The following is a 26,911-nucleotide window of genomic DNA, read 5'->3' on the forward strand; positions in this document are numbered from 1 at the left end:
GTCGGCGCGATAGTCAGCACAAGGGCGTGATTTCTACGCCTTTGAATTTCATGGTCGCGTCGGCAAAGCCCGCAACGCCGATGCGATACTCCAGAACCTCTTCGCGGAACGTGTTCATGAAGGTGAGCGTTCTAAGCTCTCTCGAAAGCGGACCAGGTCCCACCAAGAGCCGCGCCGCCAGCCGACTGTCCGTTCCCGCGACAACATCCAACTCGATCCGTTCCGACATGGTCGGGATCCGATCGTCGACCTCGAACAAGAACTCCACGCTGTAGACGCCCTTAGGCAGTCTTTGATATGGACCATAGATCACGTGCATGCTGATCCCATCCAGACCGACTTCCAGGTGGTCGTCGTGCCGGACGCCGATTTCACTGAAGAATTTCGACGCCGGCACGACGATCGCCGAGCCTGGGGCGACGCCACGCGGGTCGGCGGCCAGCCCATCCGGAAAATACAAATCCATTTTTCGCGACAATAAGTTGCCGGCCTTGTGGTAGACCGCGTCCTCGAGCGCCAACAGGTGACCGATCGTCGGGTCTGACTTCAGCGCAGAATATTCCGCCTTCAGCTCATCAAGCTGCTCTTGCCGAACCCCGCGAACACTGCTCGCGTTGAGCACCGGCAGATCTTTGAGGTCTGGCAGGTCCAGCATGCGCGAAAGCACAGCGCAACTCTCGTCCAGGCGATCCAAAACCCCGACGAAAGCAATATCGTCGAGGAAACCCAGCACCTTCCCGATCAAAGCCTCGAACTCCCGCTGACTACCCACGCCGGGCTTCGTTAGGGACACGCCGAGCGTGCCTGTCTGGAATGCAGCATAGTGCCAGTTGCGCCGAAGGAATTCCGAAAAGCCAAGGGAAATCGCGGCTTCACGCAATGGATTGGCCGGATCCTCGGTCAAATGAAGATAGTTAGAAGCGGCTTGATCGGCGGGATTGCGCAAGAACGTCATCACAAAATCACCAGGCTGGAGGGCTGACGCCAGGTCGTGTCCAGGGTGGCCGTAAAGAAATCCGCCGTTGGAAAGCTCAGAGCGAAGCCCCTCTACGCCCTCGCGACTCAAATGATCAGCAAAATCAAAAACTCTACCCGGGCCATACCGGCGAGCTAAGGTATCAGAAACGCTGGTTCCACCAGTTTTTGGAATATGAATAAATATTATAACTCGACCAGTATTTCTTTTGACGACTTCATTCTTCTTCATATCTGATAAATGCCGACCGCTCACCTGACCCGCCAAACTATGTCGGCATATTTCCGACTAGCATTATTAGATTGTGCAATCAGCCCAAATTAGAACGCAATGTGACAATGCACAACTGCTCTCTGATCGAATCAGCGCGCCCCTCGTAAGCATCGGATATCCGGACACAATCAGCTGGCGGCGTCCAGTTGCTTAACTGCGAGCGGACCCGTTGCGCCCGTCATGCCAATCGCAACGGGGCGATGACGCTCGCATAATGCGTCCCCTCGATCGAAACATGGCCCAGCCGACCGGTGCGTCAATGGCGCGACATGCATCCGCTCACGCAAACCAGGCAGGATCGATCCGATTCAGTCGGCGTGTTCGCGGACGCCCGCGAGCAGAAGCCATCCGATGCCATAGGCCACCAATAGCCCCGCGAGAAGCGTACCGATGGTCACGAGGCGGCGCGGATAAAGCGATTTCACCGGCAAATTCGGCTCGACCACACGCACGATAAACAGACGCTGCTTACGCGCCTCTTCACGGGCAGTCGCGGCTGCCGCCGAGGCCACGGCATAGCGCTTCGCGGCCAGGTCCTGCTGCAGCAGCAGCCCTTCATAGCCGGCCAGTTTTGGCGCCATACCGCCTCCATTGCTGCTCAGCCGCGCAGATTCAGCACTGATCTGGGCTTTCAAGGCTCGAATCCGCGAAGCGGCGGCGATCGCTTGGGGGCTGCTGGGCGATATGAACCGCATCATACTCGCCTGCCTGGATTCTGCATCCGCCAGCTCCTCCTGCAGGCGACTGACAAGCAGCAGCTGGGCGCCGGAGGTCTTCACAGGATCGATATCACCCCTGGACGAACGGAACTGGGTCAGCTGCGCCTGGATATTCGCCAGCTGGACCTGCGCCTCAGCGACCTCGCGATCGGTCACCCGCAACGCTTCCTGGTCGGCCCGGGCATTGAAATCGTTCACTCTTGACTCGCCGAGTTGAAGGAGGGTCTCTGCGATCGATCGAGCGTCTGCGGGTTGGAACGCCCGAACGGTCATCACGATCTCGCCGGTATCCTCGTTGGGGACGATGCGTACTTGCCGACGATAGTATCTCAATAGAGTTTCTGGCGCCGGATCGTGGGGCGTCAAGCGGGAAAGGAAATCAACATCAGGCCGACCGAACATATTTACGATGTTGAGCTTTGCATTGAGAGCCGAAACGGCGTCGTTGGACTGGAGATAATCTGCAACGCTAAACGAGTCTGTTTGGCTCTGCGCGGCCGCTCCGAGACCAAAGAGTTGACCAATGCCGGTCGGCGGGGTCATGGTCTGCTGGGAATTGCGAACGATAAAGTGCGCCTCGGACACGTATTGGTTGCTTGCGAAGGCAAACAGGTAGATCGACGCGACAAGCGTCGGCAACACTACGAAACCCAGCAAGCCCCAATGGCGCGCGAAGATCGCTTTGCCGCGCACCATCCATGTTTTCCGGGCGGCACGCCTTTCGGCTATATCCAGTCGATCGTAAACCTGAGTATCCATCAGATAAATCCAAATGAGGCGGCTGTTCCCAACAACATTCCTGCCTATTCAAGGTGAATGTGCGGGCGGATGGCGCGCAAAGCCAGTAGTCCGACGAATGTCAAACCCATGCAGAGCGCCACCAAAAAGGGCAAATGGACGAACCGGTCATCCAGATCGGCAAATTGGCCATATCTGACCAGTTCTTCGATCTGCACCAGAGGCACCCACTCGACTGCACTCCGAAACGAACTCGGCACCCAGCGCATCAAGAAAAACGCGCCGGATATGGGCAATGACAGATACATTCCCGCATGTAGCAGGCGCGGAAAAGCTCGGCTGACATGGGAAGCCACACAGACGATCATGGAAAGCCCAAAAGCAAGCCAAGTCATCATCAATAAACCCGTCAGCAACCACAGCGGCCTTGCCGGCAAGCTTGCGAAGCCGAGCACGATGGCGCCGCCCATCAAAAGGAAGAACGCAAAGATCGTCGAAGCCAATTCTAACACGGCCCGCGCTAACAGCATGTCGAGAAGAGTCACCATGCGATGGTACAACAACGGGCGATTACTTTCGAGCGTGCCCTCCGCTCGAAGAACGATCGCCCGAAACAATATGAAAGTAAGATAGCCGCACAAAGCAACAGCGACCATAGAAATGCTACTATCGCTGGATTTTCTGTAGGCATGAATGATTGCCACAGCCACAGCCAGAAGCATTGGCTCTGCAAATACCCACAAATATCCGATATTGTCACGACCAAATCGAGTGTGAAGTTCTCGCATGATCAGTGCGCCGATAACGTTCAACTGCACATTGAACGCCGACACCAGTGACGATCGAGGTGACGGTGCATAGCGACCGGCTGCGAGGGTCACCACGGTTCTCCGTCGATAAATTCAACGGCCGCCCTGACATGGCTCTCCCATGTCGGCGCCTTCCAAAGGCGCATGCGACTTAGCTGGGCCTGGCGCCGAGGCGAAGTGGGCGACGCGTAATCCGAGATCGCAGCGCGCCAGCTCGGGCCGTCCAGCGGATCGAAAAACTCTGCGATAGGGTCAGCGATTTCTCGGTGGGCCGGTATATCGCTGCAGAGTACGGGAACTCCCAGCTTCAGCGCCTCTACGACGGGCAGACCAAAGCCCTCAGCGAAAGAAGGCATCACCAGGGCTCTGGCCCCCGCCACGATCGGCCACATCTCCTGGTCGCACAATTGCCCCCGCTCCTCGACCACGCCGACGAGTTGGGGGCACCTGTCGAGCATATCGACGATATTCTCATTCTCCCAACCGCGGCGCCCCACGAGAACAAGCCGAGGCGTAACGTGAGGACCGAGTTCGTCGACCATTCTGCGCCACAGATTGAGGAGCAACAGATGGTTCTTTCGTGGCTCGATCGTTCCGACAAAGACAAAATAGGGCGAACCGCCAAACTGGGTAGGCGCACGCGCCCTGATCTGGTCCGCCCCGAGCGGAGCCACGCACACGTCGAGGTCCCGCCCCCGCCCCTGGTGAGCCAAATAACCCAAGAGCGAACGCCGGGTCGATTCCGAAGCGGCGATCACCGCGTCAGCGAACCGCGAGACCGTTTCCATGCGACGGGCATGCAGGCTTTTGCCGTTGGGACGCGCGTGTTCGGGATATTCGATCGGAATCAGATCGTGAACCAGACAAACGAAACGGGCCTTTTCACGCGCCAAGATATTTCGAATCCGCCGGGGACGATCCAGGTGATGCGGAGAAACCTGCAAATACACCCGCTCGGAGCATCTCTCGGGGATCGGTTCGGGCGCCAGACGCGGCAGCATTCGAACCAGAGCGCGCACCGCCTTAGCAGACCAAACGCCGCTCTGCCGATCATGGCGGCCGCCAATCCAGGTTTGCTCGGTTTCATGAAGAAACGCCGCTGCTGCAGCCGTTGGAAGACGCCCATAGACTCCGGTGGGATGGACGGCAGCGAAGCTCAGCCGCTCGGGGGCGAATTGGAGAAGTTGTTTCGCGTAGGCCATCTCTACGCGATCGACCCCAGTCGGCGCGTTGAATCGCACGCGCGAAATCAAACGCGATAGATCGAGGATGATTTCCGGCGCCGACCGCTGACGCGGTCCGAATCCCAAAATAGGCACCGATGCGTACCTGGGTCCATGCAGAGGTTGTCCAACCTCGTCATGCGAATCAAAATCCTGATCCAGCATCCGGCTTAGCTACTCCGCCGCGACCGCAAGGCTGGATGGCGAGGTTATCGACTTGCTACGCGCCAAAATCCGCTCCACGGCCCCATCGATCAACAGCGATAGGCCTTCCTCACTATAAAAGCCACCGCGCACCATACAACGATCGGCAAGCACCCTGCGGAACGCCTCGTAAAGTTCCACCGAGGGCTGCTGCGGATCCGTCCAGAAAGCATCCAGACCGGTTTGATGCGTCAGCCCCGGCATATCGTAGACTGCACGCCCCATGGCGACGACCGGGACGCCTGCCGACAATCCCAGGGTCCCCGTCGTGCTGTTGACCGTGACCAGTCCGGCCGATCCGCGGACCAAAACGTCAATGTCGCCTAAGTCGCAGAAAACAACTCGGTCCGCGACTCCATAAAGACGGGCCGACTGGCGGACCAAGCCGCGCCAATCCTTGAGGCCGTTGTCAAGGGGGTGTTCTTTCACGACCAGACAGGCGTCAGGTGGCGCGTGCAGCGCAAACGATCGCATTACAAAATCTATCGCGGGCATCATGCCCGCAAAAGAAGAATGCACGCGAATCTGGTAGTCGGAGTCCAACTGCAGCGCAAAGAGGAAATATCGCCGCTCGGCGATACGGCTCAATGCCTCAACTGTGCGACGCTTCGAGAGGCTGCGACGCGCCAATCGAACCAACCAACCTCTCCCTTCGGTCAAGGCTCCCCAAGGCCGGTGGGTACGGTAAAACGGATACCGCCACCAAAGCAGGATCGCCGCCGCATGGTATCCAAAAGTCTCGCGAGCCCTGCGATCGAACGTCTGGCCCAGCGGCGAGCCGATGACGACCGGCGCCAAGGCGGCAGCCTCTCGCAGGTACCAATCCGGGTCGCGCGGCAAGGTAGAATGGCCGTTTACGCCACCTTGCTCAAGCGTCACCCAATCTGGCCTGACATAGCCTTCTTCAAAGACATGAACCGTCAGGCTAGAGGCGCCGGCGCAGGATAACGCCGCCCGATGAAGTGGGCGACAGTCGCCGAAGAGAACGATGTCGGTCACACCGTGTTGTTCGACGATTCTGTTTAGGGTCGCTGGCCACTCCGAGAGCGGACCCCGATAGCCGATGGCCGGTTCTGGCCAATCCATCTGGTCCCCGCCATTGAAATTTACGCGGATCACGAAACAACCGCGCTCGCGCAGGGCGACAGCGAGCCGCCAGAAGGATCCCCCCGGCAAGCCCTGCAGGAACAGGAAGCGCTTTCGCCGGTCAGTCATGATTGACCCGCGGCTGGTGAATCCAAGCCTTCCCGTTCCACCCCAACACCCTCTCAAATGATTGGCGCAGCAACCGAACGGCGCCGGCGCTGGCGAATTTGGGTGACCGAACCTCGCTTAGCCGGTCGATCAATACCTCTGGCCGGCAATTCAGCCGGGTGACCGGATCGAGGTAGCGGGGATAGAGTATAAGGGTTCCGGCGACGAGTTCCGTCAGATCGAGCCGGCGCCCACGGCGAGGCGGGGGCGACAGGTCGCGGGTCAGGCCCCAGCCGCTATAGAACGGCTGACCGTGAGTGATCACCTCTCTCCCCCGCAGCAGGGCTTCGAACCCGGTCAGCGACGTCAAGACGTGAACGGCGTCGACATTGTCGAGCAGGGCGGGCGTGGCCACGTTGCGCACGACCTGGTCGGCGAACTGGAGCGCCTCGGCGTCGGTTACGGCGCCGATACGATTTCCAGCCTCGACGTCCGGATGGGGTTTGTAGACGATGAATGCGTCTGGCTCGCAACGGCGAACGCGCCGCAGAAGGTCAAGATTCCCGGCGCAATCGGCTCCGCCGAGACGCCATGACTGATCGTCCTCGACCTGCCCCGGGACAAAAACGACGCGTCTGTGCGCCGGCCGTGCGTAGCTAGAGCCGCCGACGTTGTATTTAGTCAGTCTTCTGGCCACGAGCATGTCGATCAGGCGACGCGAGCGGTCGCGCAAATCGGCGGAAAATTCTGTCTCTGACAGGATCCATTCCAGGTCGCTGGGCTGGCTGGGGTCGTAATAGATGCCGCGCCGGTCAATCACGATTGAACATGGCGGCAGAAGATCACTGCCCAGGCCCACGGACCGCACGAAACCATCTTCGACACGCCGTAAGGCGACACCCGCTGCGCGCGCTTGGTCGAGCAGCCCTGCTGGCGCGCGTGACGGCCAGACAGCGATGGCCCCGCCCGTGCGCTTCGCCCGTTCGACACTCCGACGGGCGGATTGATAGGCCGGGATGGATCGTGCCTTTGGCGACAGGAACGCCTTCACCTGTGCGCGCTTCCAAAGGGCGATGCCGGCGCAGCAGGCCAGATCGCGATCCTCATCGACGATCCGTCGCCAGTCCGACAGCAGCTCGACGACCGATTCGCAATCGGTAACACGACCGGTAAAAGGATTGAAATAGCGCGCACCGTGGATCAGCACGGCCTCAGCGATCTGCCAAGGCCGCCTTTCGCCTCGGCTCGGAACGCCCGGTGCGTCTAAAGTGGCCCCCCAGCCGCCGAGATAGCCGCCTGTGCGACAATAGACGCTCTTTCCGGCGAGAATGGCGAGCAGGCCCAGTTCGTCATCGCCGCTAACGACAACCGACTGCACGCGCTCGAGCACACTCCAGGGGTCAACGGGACCGATGGCGACCGAAAATCCGCGAGCAGACAGCCCCCCGGCGACTGCGCCCGGCCAAAGCCCCCCCGGCAACAGGACCAGAATCTCGTCCGGCCGGCCAAGCTCAAGCGCGAAACTGAGGCGCCCCTGCAACTGAGACTGGCGCTCGAGACGCACAGCGATGCGCACAGCGGGCGCGCAACTCGGCGACGAGGCCCAAAATTCGCCGCCGATTCGGCCGCCGACGATCGCCTTGGTCAAGGCCGATATCCGCTCTGGCGCCGGCGCCGGGCCGAAAGAAGCGTCCAGCAGCGCGCGTTCGATCCAACCGCCCGGCGCATCGCCCGCGGCGATCGCCGTTTCACTGACCCGAACCACGGTCCGATTTGATCGGGGCGCACGCAGGATAGCTGCCCGCAGAGACAGGCCCTTAGGCCGCAATGCTCGGGTATCCAAGGTCGGTGTTGTTCCGCCGCTCAACACGAACCAATCCCCAAAAGCCAAGCCAACCCGGCTCGCTGGCGAAAACCAAGAGGCCGCCGACATCGCGTCAGATGCGATGACCGGGGACAACTACATCATTACCGACGATTGGAAATAGCCAAAATCGACCTTTTACGGTGACGCTTGTCACTTGTGACGCCTCGCACAGTGCCGCGAGTCACTGCGCGGCGACATCATGCTGTTTTGACGACGGTATTTGGACAACGGCCAACTTAGGCGGGTGCGCCCAACCTCAGCTTTCTGAAATTTTCCGCCGTCCAGAACGCCCGCATCACGTGTATCTCCGGATTTGAGCGAGGCGTGGTTGGACGTGGCGGAACGTCGCCGAGGCTCACCCGATAGCAGTCTTGGGAAGAATTTTCAGCCTGTCCAATCCGTACCTGCCAAAGCCAGGCCATCCTTGGTATCCAAGGCCCTGTGCTTTACTGCGCGCTCGACGGACGCCTGACCGCGCCACACTTTGGTCAAGGCCACGGCGTAGCCGATCGCCGCTGGAGCTTGGGCGAGTCAGCCATGAACGCATCGGGCGATTGCGCCCTCCAGGGGCAGCCACGAGTGGAGAACCGAGTGTGATTTCCGCACTGGCTATGGGCCTGGCGATTTCCGGCCTGCCGGACGTCTCCAACCTGAACAATGTCCGGCGCGAGCCGACCATCACCTATGTCGACCGCAGCGGCGTCATGATCGGCATGCGGGGCGGCCGCTATGGGCCTCCGGTGGATCTGAACCGCCTGCCCGCCTATGTGCCGGCCGCCTTCGTTTCGATCGAAGATCGCCGCTTCTATGAGCATATGGGCTTCGACCCCGTGGGCATAGCCCGCGCCGTGGCCGCAGACATCACCAAGGGGCGCACCGCCGAGGGCGCCTCGACCATCACCCAGCAGCTCGCCCGCAACCTGTTCCTGACGCCCGACCAGACTATGGAGCGCAAGGCCCAGGAACTGGCGCTCGCGGTGATGATCGAGCAGAAATACACCAAGAAGCAGATCCTGGCCCTTTATCTGAGCAGGGTCTATTTCGGCAACGGCGCCTACGGCCTGGAGGCCGCTTCGCAGCGCTATTTCGGCAAGCCGGCGGCCAAGCTCTCGATCGCCGAGGCCGCGGCCCTGGCCGGCGTGCTGAAATCGCCGACCCACTACAATCCCCTCGATGAGCCACAGCGCTCCGCCGAGCGGGCCAAGATCGTTCTGGCGGCCATGGTCGACACCGGCGCCATCACCGAGGCCCAGCGGCGCAAGGCCGAGGCCCATCCGATCCGCGTCTACGCCCAGGCGGCCAGCGCCTCGGCGCAGTATTTCGTCGACTGGGTCGATGGCCAGACCCGCTCGTTCCTGGGCGGCGCGCCCAAGCAGGACCTGGTGGTGCAGACCACGCTGGACCTGCCGCTGGAGGAGATCGCCGCCAAGACCACCGCCAGCGTGGTGGCCCGCGACGCCCGGCAGGGGGTGCAGCAGGCGGCGCTGGTGGCCCTGGACAGCGCCGGGCGGGTTCGCTCGATGGTCGGCGGCGTCGACTACGGCGAGAGCCAGTTCAACCGCGCCGTCGCCGCGCACCGCCAGGCCGGCTCCTCCTGGAAGCCGTTCGTCTATCTGACCGCCATGGAGGCCGGCCAGACGCCGGAGATGCAGGTGGTCGACGAGCCGGTGACCATCAACGGCTGGTCGCCGCACAACTATGAGCCCGAATACCTGGGGACCATCACGCTGCAGGACGCTCTGGCCCACTCGGTCAACACGGTGGCGGCGCGCCTGGCCGACCAGGTCGGCCGCAACAATGTCGCCCAGACCGCCAAGCGCCTCGGGATCAGCTCGCCGATCAACACCGACCCGGCCATGGCGCTCGGGACCACCCAGGTGACGCCGCTGGAGATGGCCCAGGCCTATTCCACCTTCGCCGACGGCGGGCTGGGCTCCAGCGCCTATGGCGTCGAGAGCATCAAGACCTCGGCCGGCAAGGTGCTGTTCCAGCACCGCGCCCAGCCCCAGCCGCAGCTGATCGCCAATCCGGCCCTGTCGGAGATGAACCAGATGCTGCGGGCGGTGGTGACCAGCGGCACGGGCGTGCATGACGCCATTCCGGGCTATGACATCGCCGGCAAGACCGGCACCACCTCGGACTACAAGGACGCCTGGTTCTGCGGCTTCACCGGCGGCTTCACCACCGTGGTCTGGGTCGGGCGGGACGATTCCACGCCCATGATCCGGGTGGCGGGCGCCGGCGCGCCGAGCGAGATCTGGCGCGGCTTCATGGGCGCCGCCCTGCCCCGCGTGCGCCCGACCGCAATACCGCCAGGGCCACCCCCGCCCGCGCCTGTCCTGCCGCCCGCAGACTCGGTGGCCGTCGCCGCCGCGCCGCCGGTGGTCGAGGCCGATCCGGAAACGCCGTCAGCGCCGCCGCAGCGATAGACCGTCGATGCGCATCCTGGCCATCCACGCCCACCCCGACGATATCGAGACCCTGGCGGCCGGGACCCTGGCCCTGCTGGCCCGGGCCGGTCACACGATCAGCATCGTCACCCTGACCGCCGGCGACTGCGGCTCGGCCGACGCGGGCCCTGAGGAGACCGGCCGGGTGCGGATGGCCGAGGCGGCGCGGGCGGCGGCGATGATCGGGGCCGACTATCGCTGCGCCGGCTTTGGCGACCTTTCGGTGTTCAACGATGACGCCTCACGCCGGGCGGTGACCGAGCTGGTGCGCTGGGCGCGGCCGGAGCTGGTGATCACTTCGGCGCCGGTCGACTATCACCCGGACCATGAGGCGACCAGTATCCTGGTGCGCGACGCCTGCTTCGCCGCCTCGGCCCGCAACTACCGCACAGGGCCGTCCGAGCCCTTGGCGGCGATCCCGCACCTCTATTTCACCGACCCGATCGGCGGGCGCGATCGCGAGGGCGTTCCCTGCCCGCCGCACTTCGCCGTCGACGTCGGCGCCGCGTTCGAGACCAAGCGCGCCATGCTGGCCTGCCACGAGAGCCAGAAGGACTGGCTTTTGCAGCAGCACAGCATCACCGACTATGTCGGCGCCATGGTCGCCTGGTCGAAGAAGCGCGGCCGCGAGTTCGGCGTCGCCTATGCCGAGGGCTTTCGGCAGTACAGGAACCACCCCTACCCCGAACAGCCGCTGCTGCAGGAGCTGGTCGGGGCGGCGCTGATCCAGCCCGTCCCCCCTACTTCTGCATGACGTCGATCACCGCCAGGGTCATGGCCTCGACCCCGGTGCGGATCGAGGGCTCGGGCACGGGGGCGAAGAAGGGCGAGTGGTTGGCCGGGACCGGCTTTCCCGCCGCCTTGGCCTCGGCCAGCATCTTGGGGTCCAGGCCGCCGATGCCGAAATAGGTCGAGGGCACGCCGGCGATGATGAACTCGGAATAGTCCTCGCTGGCCGCGCCGGGCTTGGGTTCGGCCACGGCGTGATCGCCGAACGCCGCCTTGAACACCTTGGCGGTGCGTTCGGTCAGGGCGTCGTCGTTGACCACCGCCTTGCCGCCTTCGACGATGGCCACGTCGGGCGCCGGCGCGCCGGAGATCATGGCCACACCATTAGCGGTGCGCTTGATGCCGTCGATCATCCGCTCGCGCACGGCCGGGTCGTAGGAGCGGATGGTGCCGCGCAGCTCGGCCGTGTCAGGGATGACGTTGCCGGCGTTACCGGCCTGGATCGAGCCGATAGAGATCACGCCGAACTGCGAAGGGTCCTTTTCGCGGCTGACCACGCCCTGCAGGTCGACGATGAAGCGCGCCGCCTCCATCACTGGATCGACAGTGAGATTGGGCATGGAGCCGTGGCCGCCGCGGCCGTGGAAGGTGACGTCAAGCTCATCAGAGGTCGAGCTGAAGACACCGGCCTTATAGGAGACGAAGCCGTACGGCCCCGGTCCCACATGCAGGGCGAAACCGTAGTCGGGCTTGGGGAAGCGGGTGAACAGGCCGTCATCGATCATGCCCTTGGCGCCCGAGACCATCTCCTCGGCCGGCTGGCCGATGAACATCAGGGTCCCATGCCAGCGGCTCTTCATCGCCACCAGGGCGTGGGCGGTCCCGACCCAGGCGGCCATGTGGATGTCGTGGCCGCAGGCGTGGTCGACGAAGGTCTCGTGGCCGCGGTAGCTCTGCTTGGCGGTGCTGGCATAGGCTAGGCCGGTCTTTTCCTGCACCGGCAGGGCGTCGAGTTCGGTGCGGACCAGCACGGTCGGCCCCGCGCCGTTCTTGTAGACGGCGACGATGCCGGTCTTGCCGACGCCTTCGGTCACCTCGAAGCCGAGGGCGCGCATCTCCTTGGCCAGGACAGCCGCGGTGCGCGCCTCCTGGAAGCCGAGTTCGGGATGATTGTGGATGTCCTTGTAGAGGCCATCGAGGTGGCCGTATTCGCCGTCCAGGTCCTTGTCGACGGCGGCCTTCAGCGCAGGAACGTCGAGGGCGCTGGCCGAGCCGGCCAGGGAGACGGCGGCGACGGCCGCGCCGAGGAAGGCCCATCGCCGGACCCTATTGTGACGGACGGACATGCGCGGCGGCTCCCCTGGAATCGAATGGACACGCGGATGAGCCGCGGGCCTACTGCATTGCGCGCAAGACGGCGGGGCGCAACCCTTCAAGCCGCGCCGCAGCGATGGAGGATGCGATGGCCAGGCTGAACCGCGACGGCGTCGAGCTGTACTACGAAGTCCATGGCTCCGGCCCTGCCCTGCTCTTGACCCATGGCTACTCCGCCAGTTCGCAGATGTGGCGCGGCCAGATCGAAGCGCTGTCGAGGCGCCACAAGCTGGTGATCTGGGACATGCGCGGTCACGGGCAGTCGGACTATCCCGAGGATCCGGCCGCCTATAGCGAAGCGGCGACGGTGGCGGACATGGCGGCCCTGCTGGATGAGGTGGGCGCCGAAAAGGCGATCGTCGGCGGGCTTTCGCTGGGAGGCTATATGTCCCTGGCCTTCCATCGCGACCACCGCGCCCGGGTCCGGGCGCTCCTGATCATCGACACCGGCCCCGGCTATCGCAACGACGCGGCCCGCGAGGGCTGGAACCAGTATGCGCACAGGGCCGCGGAGCGCTGGGAGCGCGAGGGCCTCAGCCGGATCGACCAGGCGAGCCCAGAGGTGCGCGCCAGCCGGCACCGGAACGCGGAAGGCCTGGCCAAGGCCGCGCGCGGCATGCTGACCCAGCGCGATTCCAGCGTGATCGACTCCCTGCCGACCATCGCCGTTCCCGCCCTGGTGCTGGTCGGGGCGGAGGACACGCAGTTCCTCACCCCCACCGACTACATGGCCGCCAAGATCCCCGGCGCGGAAAAGGTGGTGATCCCGGGCGCGGGACATGCCGCCAACATCGACCAGCCGGAGGCGTTCAACGAGGCCCTGGTGAACTTCCTGGCGCGGGTGGAAGGCTGAGACGGCTTCAATCGGCCCGCACGCGGATCAGCCCCTGAACCGCGCCGAACAGATGATAGAGACTGCTGGCCGGCGCGGGGGCGTCTTTGAAGCTCCCGTCGGCCGACATCTCATCGCGCCACAGCCCGACGACCGGGGTTTCCAGATAGCGCCAGAGGCTGGCCGCGGAGGCTTCCGCCCAGGCGGCGAAGTCGATCGGATCGCCCTCACGGTCGCGCCCGAGCAGGATCGCCGCCTTCAGCATCTCGGTCTGAGGCCAGAGCCGCGCCGTCGCGCGCTTCACCGACAAGCGCTCGTCCAGTTCGTCGACAGCCACCGCGCGCGAAGCGTCCCAGCCCTCGAGGCCGGCCTTGAACAGGGCCAGCGCCGCCGAGGCCGCCGGCTCGGAGCCGGACATGTGCGCCCAGCGATCCAGCAGCCAAGCCCATTCGAACTGGTGTCCCGGTTCGACAATGCGTCCCGCGGCCCCTTCGGCGGGCGACCAGTCGTCCGAGAAGAACTCCCGTACCGCCCGCCGATCCGGATCGATCAGACGATCAAGCGCCAGGGTGACCAGAGCGTTCGCGAGGTCGGTCCAAACCTTCGCGCCGTCCGCCTCGATCCAGGCGAGCGCAGCCTCCAGGAGGTGCATCTGAGCATTGGATTGGAAACGTCTGTTGCCCGCCTCCTGATAGCCGCCGCCCGAATGCGCAAAGCGGCCCTGAATCGCCTGCAGGAGCGCGCGGCCGGCGGCGAGGCGTGCGCCATCCTGCGGATCCACCTCATGCAGAGCCGCCAACGCCATCAGGGCGAAGGCCTGGTCATAGAGATAGGCCTCATCGTCCACCGGCGACCCGTCGGCGGCGACCGCCGAGCGGTACAGGCCGTCGGGGCGGCGATAAAAGGTTTCGAAGAAGCGCCAGCCATGCTGCGCGGCCTGCAGCCAAGGCCCCGAAAGACCAAGCTTGACCGCCCGGGCATAGGTGAAGGTCTGCCGTGTCTGCACGCGGGACCGCTTGTCTGCTGCGACGCCGACCCCGTCTTGCCCGACCAGTTCGAAAAAGCCGCCGCGACCGTGATCGCCGCCCAGCGCCCACCAGGCGGGCAGAGCGGCTGTCCGAAACCAGCGGTCATATCGCTCCGACCAGACGCTCAGGTCCGGCTTTGCCGGCTCCACAGCCGTGGCGGCCTTGGCGGCGGCTTCGGCGGCGGCTTTCACCCCTTGGCTGTGCGCCATGTCGCAGACGAGCAGAGACGCATCGTCGGCGACTACCGCCAGCCCCTTCACCCCCACCAGCGCAACCTGAAGCCCGCCCGCCACATTGACCAGGCAGTCCGTTGCGCCGTGCGCGATCGCGCCCTTGGGCAAGACGTTTCCGGCCTCGTCCTTCTCGGCCGCCGACCAGATCGCATCCCATGCGCCCAGGTCCGACCAGGCGAACGACGCCGGCAGGACGGCCGCCCGGTCGGTCTTCTCCATCACCGCGTAATCGAACGATTTTTTCGTCGCCGTCGTGAAGCTGGGCCCGAGCCGGAGCCCGGTCGGCGTCGATTCGGCCTCCGCCAGCGCCGCCTTCACCGATTCGAGGATCGCCGGTTCAAAGCGCTCCAATTCGGCCAGCAGCACGTCCGCCCGGGCGATGAAGTTGCCGCTGTTCCACAGATAGCCCTGGCGCACGTAGGTTTCAGCCGTCGCGGCGTCGGGCTTTTCCACAAAGGCCAGGTTGCGCCTGACGGGCTCCAGCCCCGCCAGGATCTCACCGGGCCGGATGTAGCCGTAAGCCGTGGCCGGCGCGATCGGGTCGATGCCCATGGTCACGATCCAGCCTTCAGCCGCTGCCTTTGCCGCCAGTCGCAGTGAAGCCCTGAAGGCCTCGGCGTCCGGCACATGATGGTCGGCGGCGAGAATAACGACCACGCCGGACGGGTCCCGGCTGGCGATCAAAGCGGCCGCCACCGCGACCGCAGGCGCGGAATCGCGCGCCTGTGGCTCGAGCAGGACCTCGATCTCAGCCCCGGCCGCCTGCGCTTCGCGCGCCAGCCAGTCGCCGTGGCTTTGGCCTGCAACGATCAGCGGCGTCGCCACTGGCTCCAGGCCGCGGACTCGGTCGAGCGTACCGCGAAACGGAGAAAGAGAACCGACCAGAGGAATGAATTGTTTCGGTCGCGACGACCGCGACAGGGGCCACAACCGGGTTCCGGATCCGCCGCACATGATTACCGGAAAAAACGTCATGACACCCCGGAGATTAGCCGCAGCAAGCCCCAGGGGTCTCTAGTAGGTCGGATCGGGGTTTGCAACCGCGCGAGCGTAGCCGTGGCGGCCCCGGACTCTAGCCGCCCCAGGCCCGGTACACGGCCGCCAATTCGGCGGTCAGCTTGCCCTCGAGACTGCGCTTGCCCTTGAATCGCACGCCCAGCTCGCCGCCGCTTCGCCAGATCATTTCGGCCTCGATCACGCTGCGTTCGGCATGCCAGATCAGATAGAAAGCGGCCGGCAGGCTGCCAGCGTGCTCAGTGCGGATGCGCGCGCCGCTATCGCTGAGGTCGACCACCAGGCAAGGCAGGGTCGCCAGATCTTCGCCATGGACGATAGTCGCCTTGAATCGCGTCTTACGCCGCGGCGAAGCGCGGCGATCGACGTATTCCGGCGGATCCATCTCCACGCGTTTCGCCTTGAGAGTCATCGGGGCCATTAGCCAACTCTAAGGCGCCGACCGTTTCCCGCCGGTGAACAGAAAAGACTTTTTTCGCCGGTATGGTGAACGAGCTCCTGAATTCAAAGAACCTCGTTCGCCAAGATCAATCCTTGGCGCGCTCGACGTAGGAACCATCCTCGGTCATCACCACGATCTTGGTGCCGGCGGTGATATAGGTCGGCACCATGGTGCGGACGCCGTTGACCAGCAGGGCCGGCTTGTAGGAGCCGGAAGCGGTCTGACCCTTGACCACCGGTTCGGTCTCGGCGACCTCCAGCGACACGCGCTGGGGCAGTTCGAGGGCGATGGCGATGTCGTTGTGGATCTTCAGCATGACGCTCATGCCGTCCTGCAGATAGGCGGCCAGGTCGCCCACCACGTCCTCCGAAACCACGACCTGATCGTAGTTGTCGGGGTTCATGAAGTGATAGCCCTCGCCGTCCTGGTAGAGGAAGTTGTAGCTGCGCTCGTCGACAAACGCCTTTTCCACGGTCTCGGTGGTGCGGTAGCGCTCGGAGATCTTCACGCCATCGGAGATGCGGCGCATGTCCAGCTGGGTCACCGGCGTGCCCTTGCCGGGGTGGATGTTCTGGGCTTGCAGGACGACATAGAGCTTGCCGTCCACATCGACGACGCTGCCTTTGCGGAGCGAACTGGCCGAGACTTTCACGTGTCAATTCCTCATAGGCCCGTCCGGCCCGTCCGGCCGCGGCGAGTCTGTTTGTGATCAGAGTTCCCGCGCACCTATACGATTGGCGCTAAGATCGCCAGCCGTCTTCGCTGTTTTGAGGTCGTTTCCGCGTGCCCAGCCCCCTGCCCTCGCCCTGGTGGCGTCCCGACCGGCACGCCGATCGCCGCCCGCGGCTGGTGCTCCGCAACCGGATCACCGCGGCCGTTCGCGGCTGGTTTGGGGAGCGCGATTTTGTCGAGGTGGAGACCGCCGCGCTGCAGATATCGCCCGGCAACGAAACCCATCTGCACGCCTTCGCCACCGAGCAGGTCGCCATCTCCGGCGAGCGGGCGCCGCTCTATCTGCGTACATCGCCGGAGTTCGCCTGCAAGAAGCTCTTGGCCGCCGGCGAGCCCAGGATCTTCGATTTCGCCCGCGTCTGGCGCAATCGCGAGGACGGCCCGCTGCACAGTCCTGAGTTCACCCTGCTGGAATGGTACAGGGCGGGCGAGCCCTATGAGACCCTGATGGACGACTGCGCCGCGCTCATGGCCCTGGCGGCCGAAACGGCCTGCGCGAAACGGTTCGCCTTCAAGGGGCGTCAGATCGACCCCTTCCAACCGCCCGAGCGCCTGACCCTGGCCGAAGCCTTCGACCGCTTCGCCGGCATCGACCTTTTGGCCACCATAGACGCCTCGGGCGAAAGCGATCGCGACGCCCTTGCGGCCGGCGCGCGGGCCGCCGGCGTGCGGGTGGCCGAGGACGACAGCTGGACCGACGTCTTCAGCCGGGTATTGGTGGCCCTGGTCGAGCCGAAGCTGGGCTTCGATCGTGCGACCATCCTCTGCGAATATCCGATCTCCGAAGCCGCCCTCGCCCGGCCCAAGCCCTCGGATCCGCGCGTCGCCGAGCGGTTCGAGCTCTACGCCCTGGGGGTCGAGCTGGCCAACTGCTTCGGCGAGCTGACCGATCCTGTCGAGCAGCGGCGGCGCTTCGAGGCGGACATGGCCGAAAAGCAGGCGATCTATGGCGAGCGCTATCCGATCGACGAGGACCTGCTGACGGCGCTGGCGATCATGCCTGCGGCCAGCGGCGCGGCGCTGGGCTTCGACCGCCTTGTCATGCTGGCGACCGGCGCGGACCGCATCGACCAGGTGCTGTGGACGCCGCTGCCGGAGGCGTCAGGCCGCGCTTGAGTCGTCGGCGGCCCTGGGCCATAGGAGCCGGCCCCGGAAAATATCGCCTTGCCCAAAACCAAGACTCTGCGCCTTTCCCGCGAACTCGCCGATGCGGGCCTGATCGACGCCGATCTTTTGCCGGCGCTCGAAAAGGTGGCCCAACGCTACGCCCTCGCCATCACGCCGGCCATGGCGGAGCTGATAGATCAGCATGATCCCAACGATCCCATCGCGCGCCAGTTTGCGCCGGACGAAGCCGAACTGACAATCACCCCGGAGGAAGCGGCCGACCCGATTGGCGACCTGTGCAAAAGCCCGGTCGAGGGGATCGTCCACCGCTACCCCGACCGGGTGCTCTTAAAGCTGACCCACACCTGCGCGGTCTATTGCCGGTTCTGCTTCCGCCGCGAGATGGTCGGGCCGGAGGGGTTGGGGACACTGTCGCCCGAAGCCATGGCCACAGCCCTCGGCTACATCCGCGAGCGCTCGGAAATCTGGGAGGTGATCCTGACCGGCGGCGACCCGCTGGTGCTGTCGCCCCGCCGCCTGCGCCAAGCCATGGCGGCCCTGGCGGCCATCGAGCACGTCAAGGTGGTTCGCCTGCACACCCGCATTCCAGCCGTCGATCCCGGAGCGATCACGGACGAGCTTGTGGCGTCGCTGACGTGCGACGGCAAGGCGGTCTATGTCGCCCTGCATGCGAACCATCCCCGCGAACTGACGCCAGCGGCGCGGGTCGCCTGCGCCCGGATCGTTGAGGCCGGCCTGCCGATGCTGGGGCAGACCGTGCTGCTGAAAGGCGTCAACGATGATCCGGAGACCTTGACCCAGTTGTTCCGGGCCATGGTGGAGACCCGGATCAAGCCCTACTACCTGCACCATGCCGACCTGGCGCCCGGCACCGGCCATTTCCGCACCAGCCTCCCCGAAGGCCAGGCGCTGATGCGCGCCATTCGCGGCCGGATCTCAGGCCTCTGCCAGCCGACCTATGTGCTCGACATCCCAGGTGGCCACGGCAAGGTCCCTGTCGGACCGGACTATCATTCAAGCCACCCGACCCATGGGCTGATAGTCGAGGACCCACAGGGGGCTCGCCACGCCTACCGACCCGAACTGTCCTAGCCCGCAGCCTCCAGCCGCACGAGCATGGCCCCTTCTGAGACCTGATCCCCGGCGGCGCCCTTGATCTCGGCGACGGTTGCGTCGAAGGGCGCCGTGAGCGCGTGCTCCATCTTCATGGCCTCGACGGTGATCAGGGGCTGGCCCTTGGCCACCTGGTCGCCGACCTTGACCTGGACCTGGACGATCTTGCCGGGCATGGGCGAGCGGATCACGCCATCGCTTGTCGCCCCCTCCTGGCCGCCGGCGTCGGCGCGGGGCTCGTGGAAGGCCAGGGCTTCGCCGGCCTCGAACAGTATGACTTCGTCGCCTTCGATCAGGACGTCCGTATCGAGGTCGGCGCGCGGAGCCCGGTGTTCGATCACCTGGCCGTTGAGGGCCAGGCGCACCCGGGCCGGCTCGGCGCGGCCCATGCGGAAGCCGGCCAGGGGCTCTCCTGGGGAGAAGACGTCGCCGTCGTCGAAGCGGGTGGCCAGGGCGGACGCGGCGGCGTCGAGCACGGCGTCGGAGGGCGCGGGCGGGACGATCAGGGCCTCGAGCTTGCGCTCGATGAAGCCGGTGTCGATGGCGCCGGCGACGAAGTCCGGCTCGGAGAGGCAGCGGGCCAGGAAGCCGGCGTTGGCCTTCACCGGCCAGATCTCCACTTGCCGGCAGGCCTCGGCCAGGCGCGCCGCGGCGCCGGCCCGGGTCGGAGCCTGGGCGATCAGCTTGGCGATCATCGGATCGTAGAAGGGGGTGACCTCGCCGCCCTCCTCCACCGCGCTGTCGACGCGGATGCCGTCCGGCAGGACGAAGTGGTCCAAGGGGCCAGTGGACGGCAGGAACCCGGTCTGCGGGTTCTCGGCATAGAGTCGCGCCTCCATGGCCCAGCCGGTGAGGCGGATCTGGTCCTGGGTCAGGGGCAGCATCTCGCCGGAGGCCACGCGCAGCTGCCATTCGACCAGGTCCTGGCCGGTGACCGCCTCGGTGACCGGGTGCTCGACCTGCAGGCGGGTGTTCATCTCCATGAACCAGACGCGGTCGGGCTTGAGACCCTGCGAACCGTCGGCGATGAACTCGACCGTGCCGGCGCCCTGATAGCCTACAGCCTTGGCGGCGCGGACCGCCGCTTCGGTGATCGCGGCGCGGGTGGCTTCGTCCATGCCGGGCGCGGGCGCCTCCTCAATCACCTTCTGGTGCCGGCGCTGCAAGGAGCAGTCGCGCTCGTAGAGATGCACCGCATTGCCATAGGCGTCCGCGAACACCTGCACCTCGATGTGACGGGGGCGGGTGACGTATTTTTCCAAGAGGACCTTGTCGTCGCCGAAGCTGGCGGCCGCCTCTCTGCGGCACGAGGCCAGGGCGGCGGCGAAATCGGCGGAGGCCTCGACCTTGCGCATACCCTTGCCGCCGCCGCCGGCCACGGCCTTGATCAGCACCGGATAGCCGATGGCGTCGGCTTCGGCCTGCAGCCGGACCTCGGACTGATCGTCGCCCAGATAGCCGGGAGTGACCGGCACGCCGGCTTCCGACATCAGTTTCTTGGCGGCGTCCTTCAGGCCCATGGCCCGGATCGAGGCCGGCGGCGGGCCGATCCAGGTAAGGCCCGCGGCCATCACCGCTTCGGCGAACTCGGCGTTCTCGGAGAGGAAGCCGTAGCCGGGGTGGATCGCCTCGGCCCCGGTGGTCTTGGCGGCGGCCAGGATCTTCCCCTGAACCAGATAGCTCTCCCGCGCCGGGGCGGGGCCGATCAGGACCGCGGCGTCGGCCTCGCGCACGTGGGGCGAGCCCGCATCCGCCTCGGAATAGACCGCGATGGTGCGCACGCCGAGTCGGCGGGCGGTCCGGATGACGCGGCGGGCGATCTCGCCGCGGTTGGCGATGAGGACGGATCCGATCATGAGGGTCACATCCGGAAGACGCCGAACCGGGTTTCCGGGATCGGCGCGTTGAGCGAAGCGGAAATGGCCAGGCCCAGCACGTCGCGGGTCTGGGCCGGGTCGATGACGCCGTCGTCCCACAGGCGTGCGGTGGCGTGGTAGGGGTTGCCCTCGTCCTCATAGCGCTGGCGGATCGGGGCCTTGAAGGCCTCGGCCTCCTCCGGGCTCCACTTGTCCGCATCGCGGTGGACGGTGGCCAGCACGCTGGCGGCCTGCTCGCCGCCCATGACGCTGATGCGGCTGTTGGGCCAGGTGAACAGGAAGCGGGGGGAATAGGCCCGGCCGCACATGCCGTAGTTGCCGGCGCCGAAACTGCCGCCGATCAGCACGGTGAACTTGGGAACTTCGGCCGAGGCTACGGCGGTGACCAGCTTGGCCCCGTCCTTGGCGATGCCGCCGGCCTCGTACTTGCCGCCGACCATGAAGCCCGAGATGTTCTGCAGGAACACCAGCGGGATCTTCCGCTTGCAGGCCAGTTCGATGAAGTGCGCACCCTTCAGCGCGCTTTCCGAGAACAAGACCCCGTTGTTGGCCAGGATCGCCACCGGCTGGCCCCAGATGCGGGCGAAGCCGCAGACCAGCGTGGTCCCATAGAGCGCCTTGAACTCGTCGAAGCGCGAGCCGTCGACGATGCGGGCGATCACCTCGCGCACGTCATAAGGCGCGCGCACGTCGGTGGGCACAATGCCGTAGAGTTCCTCCGGATCGTAGAGCGGCGGCTCGGGGTCTTCGAGCACCAGCTGGTCGGGCTTGGTCGTATTCAGGTTGCCAACGATCTGGCGGACGATGGCCAGGGCGTGCTCGTCATTGGCGGCCACGTGGTCCACCACGCCGGAGCGGCGGCCATGGGTGTCGGCCCCGCCCAGCTCCTCGGCCGAGATCACCTCGCCGGTGGCGGCCTTCACCAGCGGCGGGCCGGCCAGGAAGATGGTCCCCTGCCCCTTCACGATCACCGTCTCGTCCGACATCGCCGGCACATAGGCCCCGCCGGCGGTGCAGGATCCCATCACACAGGCGATCTGCGGGATGCCCTCGGCGCTCATCCGCGCCTGATTGAAGAAGATGCGGCCGAAGTGGTCGCGGTCTGGGAACACCTCGGCCTGGTGCGGCAGGTTGGCCCCGCCGCTGTCGACCAGATAGACGCAAGGAAGACGATTCTGCTGGGCGATTTCCTGGGCGCGCAGGTGCTTCTTCACCGTGATCGGGAAATAGGCGCCGCCTTTGACCGTGGCGTCGTTGGCCACGATCATCACCTCGCGGCCAGAGACCCGGCCGATGCCGGTGATCACGCCGGCGCCCGGCGCCTCGCCGCCATAGAGGTCGAAGGCGGCCAGTTGGCCGACCTCCAGGAACGGCGAGCCGAGATCGAGCAGCCGCTCGACCCGGTCGCGGGGCAACAGCTTGCCGCGGCTGGTGTGGCGGTCGCGGGCGGCGGCCGGGCCGCCGAGCGCAGCGGTGGCCACGCGATCGCGCAGTTCGGCCGCCAGGGCCAGATTGACCTCGCGGTTGCGGGCATAGCCCTCCGAGGCTCCGTCGATCGTGGTGGAAAGCCGGGAATGGGTGGACATCAGGATCAGGACCCTGCTGGACGACGATATTTTTCAAACCAGGCCAGGATGGCCGAGATCTCGGCCGCCTGCTGCGACGGACGCTCGGCCAGGCTTTCGTGCGAGGCGCCGGGGACGCGGACCATCATGGTCGGCACGTCGCGGATCTTCAGCGCCTCGTAGAACTGCTCGGCCTCGCTGTGCGGCGTGCGCATGTCCTCAGTGCCGACCATGACCATGGTGGGGGTCTTGACGGCGCCCACGAGCGACAGGGGCGAGCGGCGCCAGTACTGGTCCTGGTCCTCCCAGGGCATCTTGGAGAACCAATAGGCCGCCTGGCTGACCGCGCCGTCGGTGGTCAGGACCTCGCTGGTCCAGTTGATCACCGGCTTTTCGCTGACGGCGGCGCGGAAGCGGTCGGTCTTGCCGACGATCCAGGCGGTGAGCAGGCCGCCGCCCGAGCCGCCCATGACGAACAGGTTGTTCGGATCGACAGAGCCCTTGGCGATGGCGGCGTCCACCACGCTCATCAGGTCGTCATAGTCGTGGTTGGGATAGGTGTAGTTGATCTGGTCGGCATAGTCGAAGCCGTAGGAGGTCGAGCCCCTGGGGTTGGCATAGACCACCACATAGCCGGCCGCGGCCAGGAGTTGCGCCTCGGAGCCGAACACCGGCCCGTAGCTGGCGAAGGGGCCGCCGTGGATTTCGAGGATCAGCGGATACTTCTTCGCCCGGTCGAAGTCCGGCGGGGTCACGATCCAGGCGCCCACCGAACGCTTGTCGAAGGACGAGGTCACCGCCAGGGGTTCGACCTTGGCCAGGGCCTTGCCGGCGAAGAGGCCGTCGTTCAGGCGGGTCAGGCGCTCGGTCTTGCCGCCATGGGCCAGGGCCAAGTCCCCCGGCTCGTCCGGCGCGCCTTGCGTGAAAGCGACCATGCCGGTCTGCGAGACGCTGTATTCGCCGCCGGAATAGGGCCGGTCGAGTTCGCCCCCGTTCATGCCGGCGGCCACGGTCTCGAAATGGCCATCCAGGCCGACGCGGCCGACCTTGCCGACGCCCTGGTCGATGTAGTGGACGAAGACGCTCTTGCCGTCCGCGGCCCAGCGCGGGCTGTCCACCGAGCGGTCGAGACTCTTGGTAAGGGAGTGCGCGGCCTTGCCGTCGCGGTCCATCACGAACAGCTCGATGTTCTGATAGCCGACGTGCTTGTCCTCAAAGCCGGTGAAGGCGACCAGCTTGCCGTCGGGCGAGGCCTGGGGCTCGCCATAGGGGCCGAAGCCATGGCTGAGCTGGGTCAAGGCCCCGTCGGCGACCGAGACCGAATAGACATTGGCTTCCAGGGGTTCGCGCTGCCAGTTGGCGCCGCGGTTGGCCGAGAACAGCAGGCTGCGGCCATCCGGCGTCCAGCTGATCGGGGCGTCGTCATCGAAGGCCCCGAAGGTCAGCTGGCGGATCGCCCCGCCGTCAGCGGCGACCACGTAGAGCTGAGGATGGCCGGGCTTGAGGTAGCCCTGGTCGTCGGCGCGGAACTGCACCGTGTCGATCACCTGCAGCGGCTCGGCCCAGTGGGCGCCGTCGGGTTTGGGGGGCGCCTGGCCGATCGAGGGCGGATCGCCGGGGGTGAACATGACGAAGGCGATCTGGCGGCCGTCCGGCGACCAGGCCAGGGTGCGCGGGGCCTGGGGCAGGCTGGCGATCCGGGCGCTGGCGCCGGCGCCCACCCAGCGCACATAGAGTTCGGCCGCGCCCTTGTCGCTGACCTGGACGTAGGCCAGGCGCTTGCCGTCCGGCGACCAGCGCGGCGTGGTCTGGGCCACGCCCCCGCCGCCCAGCGGAACCTGCGCGCCGCTGGCGGCGTCGACCAGCCAGATGGAATGGCCAGCCTTGTCGGTCATGATGTCGTAGGCGTCGCGCACATAGGCGACCTGGCGGCCGTCCGGGGCGATCTCGGGATCGCGTACCGCCTGCAGCTGGAACAGGTCCAGGGGCTGGAAGGTGCGCGCCGGCGCCTCAGGGCTCGCCGCCAGGGCCGCGCCGAACGCCGTCCCGGCCATCAGAAACGCCAACAAGCCATGCCGAACCAAGGCGCCGCTCCCCTGCATCCGCGGCGCTGTCCCGCCGACTCGGCGAACCTAGAGCATCCTTTTGCCGAATGGGATGGCGATGTTGCGAGGTTCGTGCGCGAAACCGCAGGACCGGCGCACGAGACCGCCTACTCCCCCAGGCGGATCACATAGCGCTTGCGCATGGGCTCCAGCACCCGCCAGACGCCCGCAAAGCCGGGTTCAATGACGAAGCTGTCGCCGGCGCAAAAGCGCATGGCCTCGCCGTCATCGGGGACCAGTTCGCAGACGCCTGAGAGGATGTGGCAGAACTCCCATTCGTCGTAAGCGACCCGCCAGGCGCCCTCCCCCGCCGCCCATTCGCCGACATAGGTGTGCTCGCCCTTTTCGTAGGCGTTGCGGGTCTCGGTGACGGGATGGCCTTCCAAGAGGCGATCAGGCGCGACCGGCTCGGTCACGGGCTCGGCCTGGCCGGGGATGCGGATCAGCTTGGCGGTCATGGATGCGCTTTCAGTGCAGTTTCAGCCGCCCCGATACACGTTCCTGCAGCAGGCGCGCCAGGGCCAGCACGACCGTCTGCCAGAAGCCTAGGATGGCGCGGTGGTGGGCCAGGTGCAGCGAGATGTACATGTATTTGGCGATCAGGCCCTCGACGAAGAAGTTCTTGCCGCCGAGATTGCCCATCAGCGAGCCCACCCCGCGGTTCTCGCCCAACGACACCAGCGAGCCGAAGTCGCGATAGGCGTAGGGTTCGGCGACGTGCCCCTCGCGCAGCTTGGCCAGCAGCACCTTGCGCAGATAGCTGGCCTGCTGGTGCGCCGCCTGGGCGCGGGCCGGCACCAGCTTGCCGTCGCGCCAGGGGCAGGCCGCGCAGTCGCCCAGGGCGAAGACGCCGGGGGCCGAGGTCTGCAGGTGGTCGTCAACCTGGAACTGGTTGGAGCGGGTGACCGCAAGGCCCAGGCCGGCGTTGCTATCCGCCGCCTTGACCCCGGCGGCCCAGACCACGAGGTCGGCCGGGATCGGCCCGGCGCTGGTGGCGAGGCCGCAGGCGGCGACCTCCTGGACCTTGGCGCCGGTCAGGACCCGCACGCCGCGGCGCTGCAGGGTCAGGGTCGCCTGTTCGGAGATCTTCTCCGGCAGGCCGCCCAGGATGCGGTCGGCGGCCTCCACGAGGGTCAGGCCCAGGCGGAAGCGCTGCGAGGGGCCGAGGCTCTGCAGGAGCTCGGTGTGGGCCTCCAGGAGCTCGGCCGACAGCTCGACCCCGGTCGCCCCGCCGCCGACGATGGCGATGTTCAGGGCGCCGGCCTCGGTGAAGGAGGCCCTGGTGAAGGCGCTGAGCAGGCGCGTGTGGAAGCGCTCGGCGTCCTCGGTCTGCTCCAGCACATAGGCGTGCTCGGCCGCACCCGGCGTGCCGAAGAAGTTCGAGCCGCTGCCAATGGCCAGCACCGTCCAGGTGAAGCTGATGGCGCGGGCCGGCACGATCAGCTCGCCGTCCTTGTCGCGAATCTCCTTCAGGGTCAGGCGCTTGGCTTCCGGATCCAGCCCCTCCAGCTCGCCGAGGGCGAAGCTGAAATGGTTGCGGCGGGCCAGGATGGCGTAGGACAGCCCCTCCTGGTGGGTGTCGAGGGTGCCGGCGGCGACCTCGTGCAGGGTCGGCTTCCAGATGTGGAATACGGCCCGGTCGATCAGAAGGACGCGTTCGCGCCCGCGCTTGCGTCCCAAAGCGCGGCCCAGCTGGGCCGCAAGCTCAAGCCCGCCGGCGCCACCGCCGACGATGACGATATCGTAGTGCATGCTCTGATGGCTCCCCTTACGTCAACTTGGGGAGGGTTCTGCGCGCCTTGGCAACACCTGGCGGCCAGGTGAACGCAATTCAGGCGCCGACCGTGATCAAAGATCCACGATATCGCATTTAAGACGATCACGGATCTCGCCCGCCACGATCCGGCGATGACAGTCGCAGGCCTCGGCCTCGTAGCAGAGCAGAGCCGCCGGCCGCGCCTCGGCGATGCGCACCGCCTCGCCCAGGGCGGCGATGGCCTCCGGCTCGGCCATGTGGTCGGCGAAGATCCGGCGCATAAGCTCCACCTTGCCGGCGCGCACGGCCTCGCGGCCGGCCTTGGGCGTGCCGAGGGGGCGCAGATGGGCGTAGCCGATCCCGGCCTCACGCAGGCTCTCGCCCAGCATGGTCTTGGAGAAGCCGGGCCGGCGGGAGGCGGCGACGGCGCGCACGTCGATCACGATCTCGACCCCGGCGGCCTTCAGCCGGCCGATCACCCCGTCCAGGGTGTCGCGCTCGTAGCCGATGGTGAAGACCTTGCCCGGCAT

22 protein-coding genes are annotated in these 26,911 nt (G+C 65.9%); 6 read left to right on the top strand and 16 right to left on the bottom strand.

Features of this window, described 5'->3' with window-relative positions; genetic code table 11:
• Positions 1–13: 13 nt before the first annotated feature.
• The 6 genes from KCG34_RS04185 to KCG34_RS04210 form a co-directional block, all read right to left on the bottom strand.
• Positions 14–1,231: a sulfotransferase family 2 domain-containing protein gene (locus KCG34_RS04185; RefSeq protein WP_211939144.1), complete on the bottom strand. Its 1,218-nt coding sequence runs from the start codon at positions 1,229–1,231 to the stop codon at positions 14–16.
• Between the two features lie 326 nt (positions 1,232–1,557).
• Positions 1,558–2,727: a KpsE/RkpR family capsule polysaccharide export protein gene (locus tag KCG34_RS04190; protein WP_211939145.1), complete on the bottom strand. Its 1,170-nt coding sequence runs from the start codon at positions 2,725–2,727 to the stop codon at positions 1,558–1,560.
• Between the two features lie 44 nt (positions 2,728–2,771).
• Positions 2,772–3,587: an ABC transporter permease gene (locus KCG34_RS04195; protein ID WP_249138212.1), complete on the bottom strand. Its 816-nt coding sequence runs from the start codon at positions 3,585–3,587 to the stop codon at positions 2,772–2,774.
• The gene (locus KCG34_RS04200) at positions 3,584–4,903 is read right to left on the bottom strand and encodes a glycosyltransferase family 4 protein (RefSeq protein ID WP_211939146.1); all 1,320 of its coding nucleotides are present in this window, start codon (positions 4,901–4,903) and stop codon (positions 3,584–3,586) included. Before KCG34_RS04200 ends, KCG34_RS04195 begins: the two co-directional genes overlap by 4 nt.
• Positions 4,904–4,912: 9 nt before the next feature.
• Positions 4,913–6,157 (bottom strand): capsule polysaccharide biogenesis protein, encoded by a 1,245-nt coding sequence (locus tag KCG34_RS04205; RefSeq protein ID WP_211939147.1) that lies wholly within the window; start codon positions 6,155–6,157, stop codon positions 4,913–4,915.
• Positions 6,150–7,784 carry a capsular polysaccharide export protein, LipB/KpsS family gene (locus tag KCG34_RS04210; RefSeq protein WP_211939148.1) on the bottom strand — a complete coding sequence of 545 codons (1,635 nt, stop codon included), beginning with the start codon at positions 7,782–7,784 and terminating at the stop codon, positions 6,150–6,152. The genes KCG34_RS04205 and KCG34_RS04210 overlap by 8 nt, the downstream gene beginning before the upstream one ends.
• On the opposite strand from KCG34_RS04210, the gene KCG34_RS04215 reads away from it, so the two are divergent.
• The 3 genes from KCG34_RS04215 (at position 7,777) to KCG34_RS04225 (ending at position 11,207) form a co-directional block, all read left to right on the top strand.
• Positions 7,777–8,124: a hypothetical protein gene (locus tag KCG34_RS04215; protein ID WP_211939149.1), complete on the top strand. Its 348-nt coding sequence runs from the start codon at positions 7,777–7,779 to the stop codon at positions 8,122–8,124. The genes KCG34_RS04210 and KCG34_RS04215 overlap by 8 nt on opposite strands.
• Before the next feature lie 472 nt (positions 8,125–8,596).
• Positions 8,597–10,432: a transglycosylase domain-containing protein gene (locus tag KCG34_RS04220; protein ID WP_249138213.1), complete on the top strand. Its 1,836-nt coding sequence runs from the start codon at positions 8,597–8,599 to the stop codon at positions 10,430–10,432.
• A 7-nt stretch (positions 10,433–10,439) separates the two neighbouring features.
• The gene (locus KCG34_RS04225; RefSeq protein WP_211939150.1) at positions 10,440–11,207 is read left to right on the top strand and encodes a PIG-L family deacetylase; all 768 of its coding nucleotides are present in this window, start codon (positions 10,440–10,442) and stop codon (positions 11,205–11,207) included.
• Here KCG34_RS04225 and KCG34_RS04230 read toward each other — a convergent pair.
• Positions 11,194–12,528 carry an amidohydrolase gene (locus tag KCG34_RS04230; RefSeq protein ID WP_211939151.1) on the bottom strand — a complete coding sequence of 445 codons (1,335 nt, stop codon included), beginning with the start codon at positions 12,526–12,528 and terminating at the stop codon, positions 11,194–11,196. The genes KCG34_RS04225 and KCG34_RS04230 overlap by 14 nt on opposite strands.
• A gap of 116 nt (positions 12,529–12,644) precedes the next feature.
• Between KCG34_RS04230 and KCG34_RS04235 the strand changes: the two genes are divergently transcribed.
• Positions 12,645–13,409, top strand: a complete 765-nt coding sequence (locus KCG34_RS04235; RefSeq protein WP_211939152.1) for an alpha/beta fold hydrolase — start codon at positions 12,645–12,647, stop codon at positions 13,407–13,409.
• Between the two features lie 7 nt (positions 13,410–13,416).
• Here KCG34_RS04235 and KCG34_RS04240 read toward each other — a convergent pair whose 3' ends face one another.
• The 3 genes from KCG34_RS04240 to efp form a co-directional block, all read right to left on the bottom strand.
• Positions 13,417–15,624 (bottom strand): AGE family epimerase/isomerase, encoded by a 2,208-nt coding sequence (locus tag KCG34_RS04240; protein WP_211939153.1) that lies wholly within the window; start codon positions 15,622–15,624, stop codon positions 13,417–13,419.
• Positions 15,625–15,721: 97 nt separating this feature from the next.
• Positions 15,722–16,084, bottom strand: coding sequence for a PilZ domain-containing protein (locus tag KCG34_RS04245; RefSeq protein WP_211939154.1), 363 nt, complete (start codon positions 16,082–16,084; stop codon positions 15,722–15,724).
• 106 nt (positions 16,085–16,190) lie between these two features.
• Positions 16,191–16,757 (bottom strand): elongation factor P, encoded by a 567-nt coding sequence (gene efp, locus KCG34_RS04250; RefSeq protein ID WP_211939155.1) that lies wholly within the window; start codon positions 16,755–16,757, stop codon positions 16,191–16,193.
• Between the two features lie 131 nt (positions 16,758–16,888).
• Between efp and epmA the strand changes: the two genes are divergently transcribed.
• Together epmA and KCG34_RS04260 are read left to right on the top strand one after the other, a co-directional pair.
• On the top strand, positions 16,889–17,953 hold the full coding sequence (gene epmA / locus KCG34_RS04255; protein WP_211939156.1) for an EF-P lysine aminoacylase EpmA: 1,065 nt from the start codon (positions 16,889–16,891) through the stop codon (positions 17,951–17,953).
• Between the two features lie 48 nt (positions 17,954–18,001).
• Positions 18,002–19,057, top strand: coding sequence for a lysine-2,3-aminomutase-like protein (locus tag KCG34_RS04260; protein WP_211939157.1), 1,056 nt, complete (start codon positions 18,002–18,004; stop codon positions 19,055–19,057).
• Here the strand turns inward: KCG34_RS04260 and KCG34_RS04265 are convergent.
• From KCG34_RS04265 to KCG34_RS04290, 6 genes are all read right to left on the bottom strand, one after another.
• A complete protein-coding gene (locus tag KCG34_RS04265; protein WP_211939158.1) occupies positions 19,054–20,934 on the bottom strand; it encodes an acetyl/propionyl/methylcrotonyl-CoA carboxylase subunit alpha in 1,881 nt (626 codons plus the stop codon). The genes KCG34_RS04260 and KCG34_RS04265 overlap by 4 nt on opposite strands.
• Positions 20,935–20,939: 5 nt before the next feature.
• The gene (locus KCG34_RS04270; protein WP_211939159.1) at positions 20,940–22,541 is read right to left on the bottom strand and encodes a carboxyl transferase domain-containing protein; all 1,602 of its coding nucleotides are present in this window, start codon (positions 22,539–22,541) and stop codon (positions 20,940–20,942) included.
• A gap of 5 nt (positions 22,542–22,546) precedes the next feature.
• On the bottom strand, positions 22,547–24,574 hold the full coding sequence (locus tag KCG34_RS04275; RefSeq protein ID WP_211939160.1) for an alpha/beta hydrolase family protein: 2,028 nt from the start codon (positions 24,572–24,574) through the stop codon (positions 22,547–22,549).
• A 158-nt stretch (positions 24,575–24,732) separates the two neighbouring features.
• The gene (locus KCG34_RS04280) at positions 24,733–25,083 is read right to left on the bottom strand and encodes a cupin domain-containing protein (RefSeq protein WP_211939161.1); all 351 of its coding nucleotides are present in this window, start codon (positions 25,081–25,083) and stop codon (positions 24,733–24,735) included.
• Between the two features lie 10 nt (positions 25,084–25,093).
• Positions 25,094–26,377 carry an NAD(P)/FAD-dependent oxidoreductase gene (locus KCG34_RS04285; protein ID WP_211939162.1) on the bottom strand — a complete coding sequence of 428 codons (1,284 nt, stop codon included), beginning with the start codon at positions 26,375–26,377 and terminating at the stop codon, positions 25,094–25,096.
• Positions 26,378–26,473: 96 nt separating this feature from the next.
• Positions 26,474–26,911, bottom strand: a complete 438-nt coding sequence (locus KCG34_RS04290) for a DUF488 domain-containing protein (protein WP_211939163.1) — start codon at positions 26,909–26,911, stop codon at positions 26,474–26,476.

This window comes from Phenylobacterium montanum (assembly GCF_018135625.1).
GTDB classification, from domain to species: domain Bacteria; phylum Pseudomonadota; class Alphaproteobacteria; order Caulobacterales; family Caulobacteraceae; genus Poindextera; species Poindextera montana.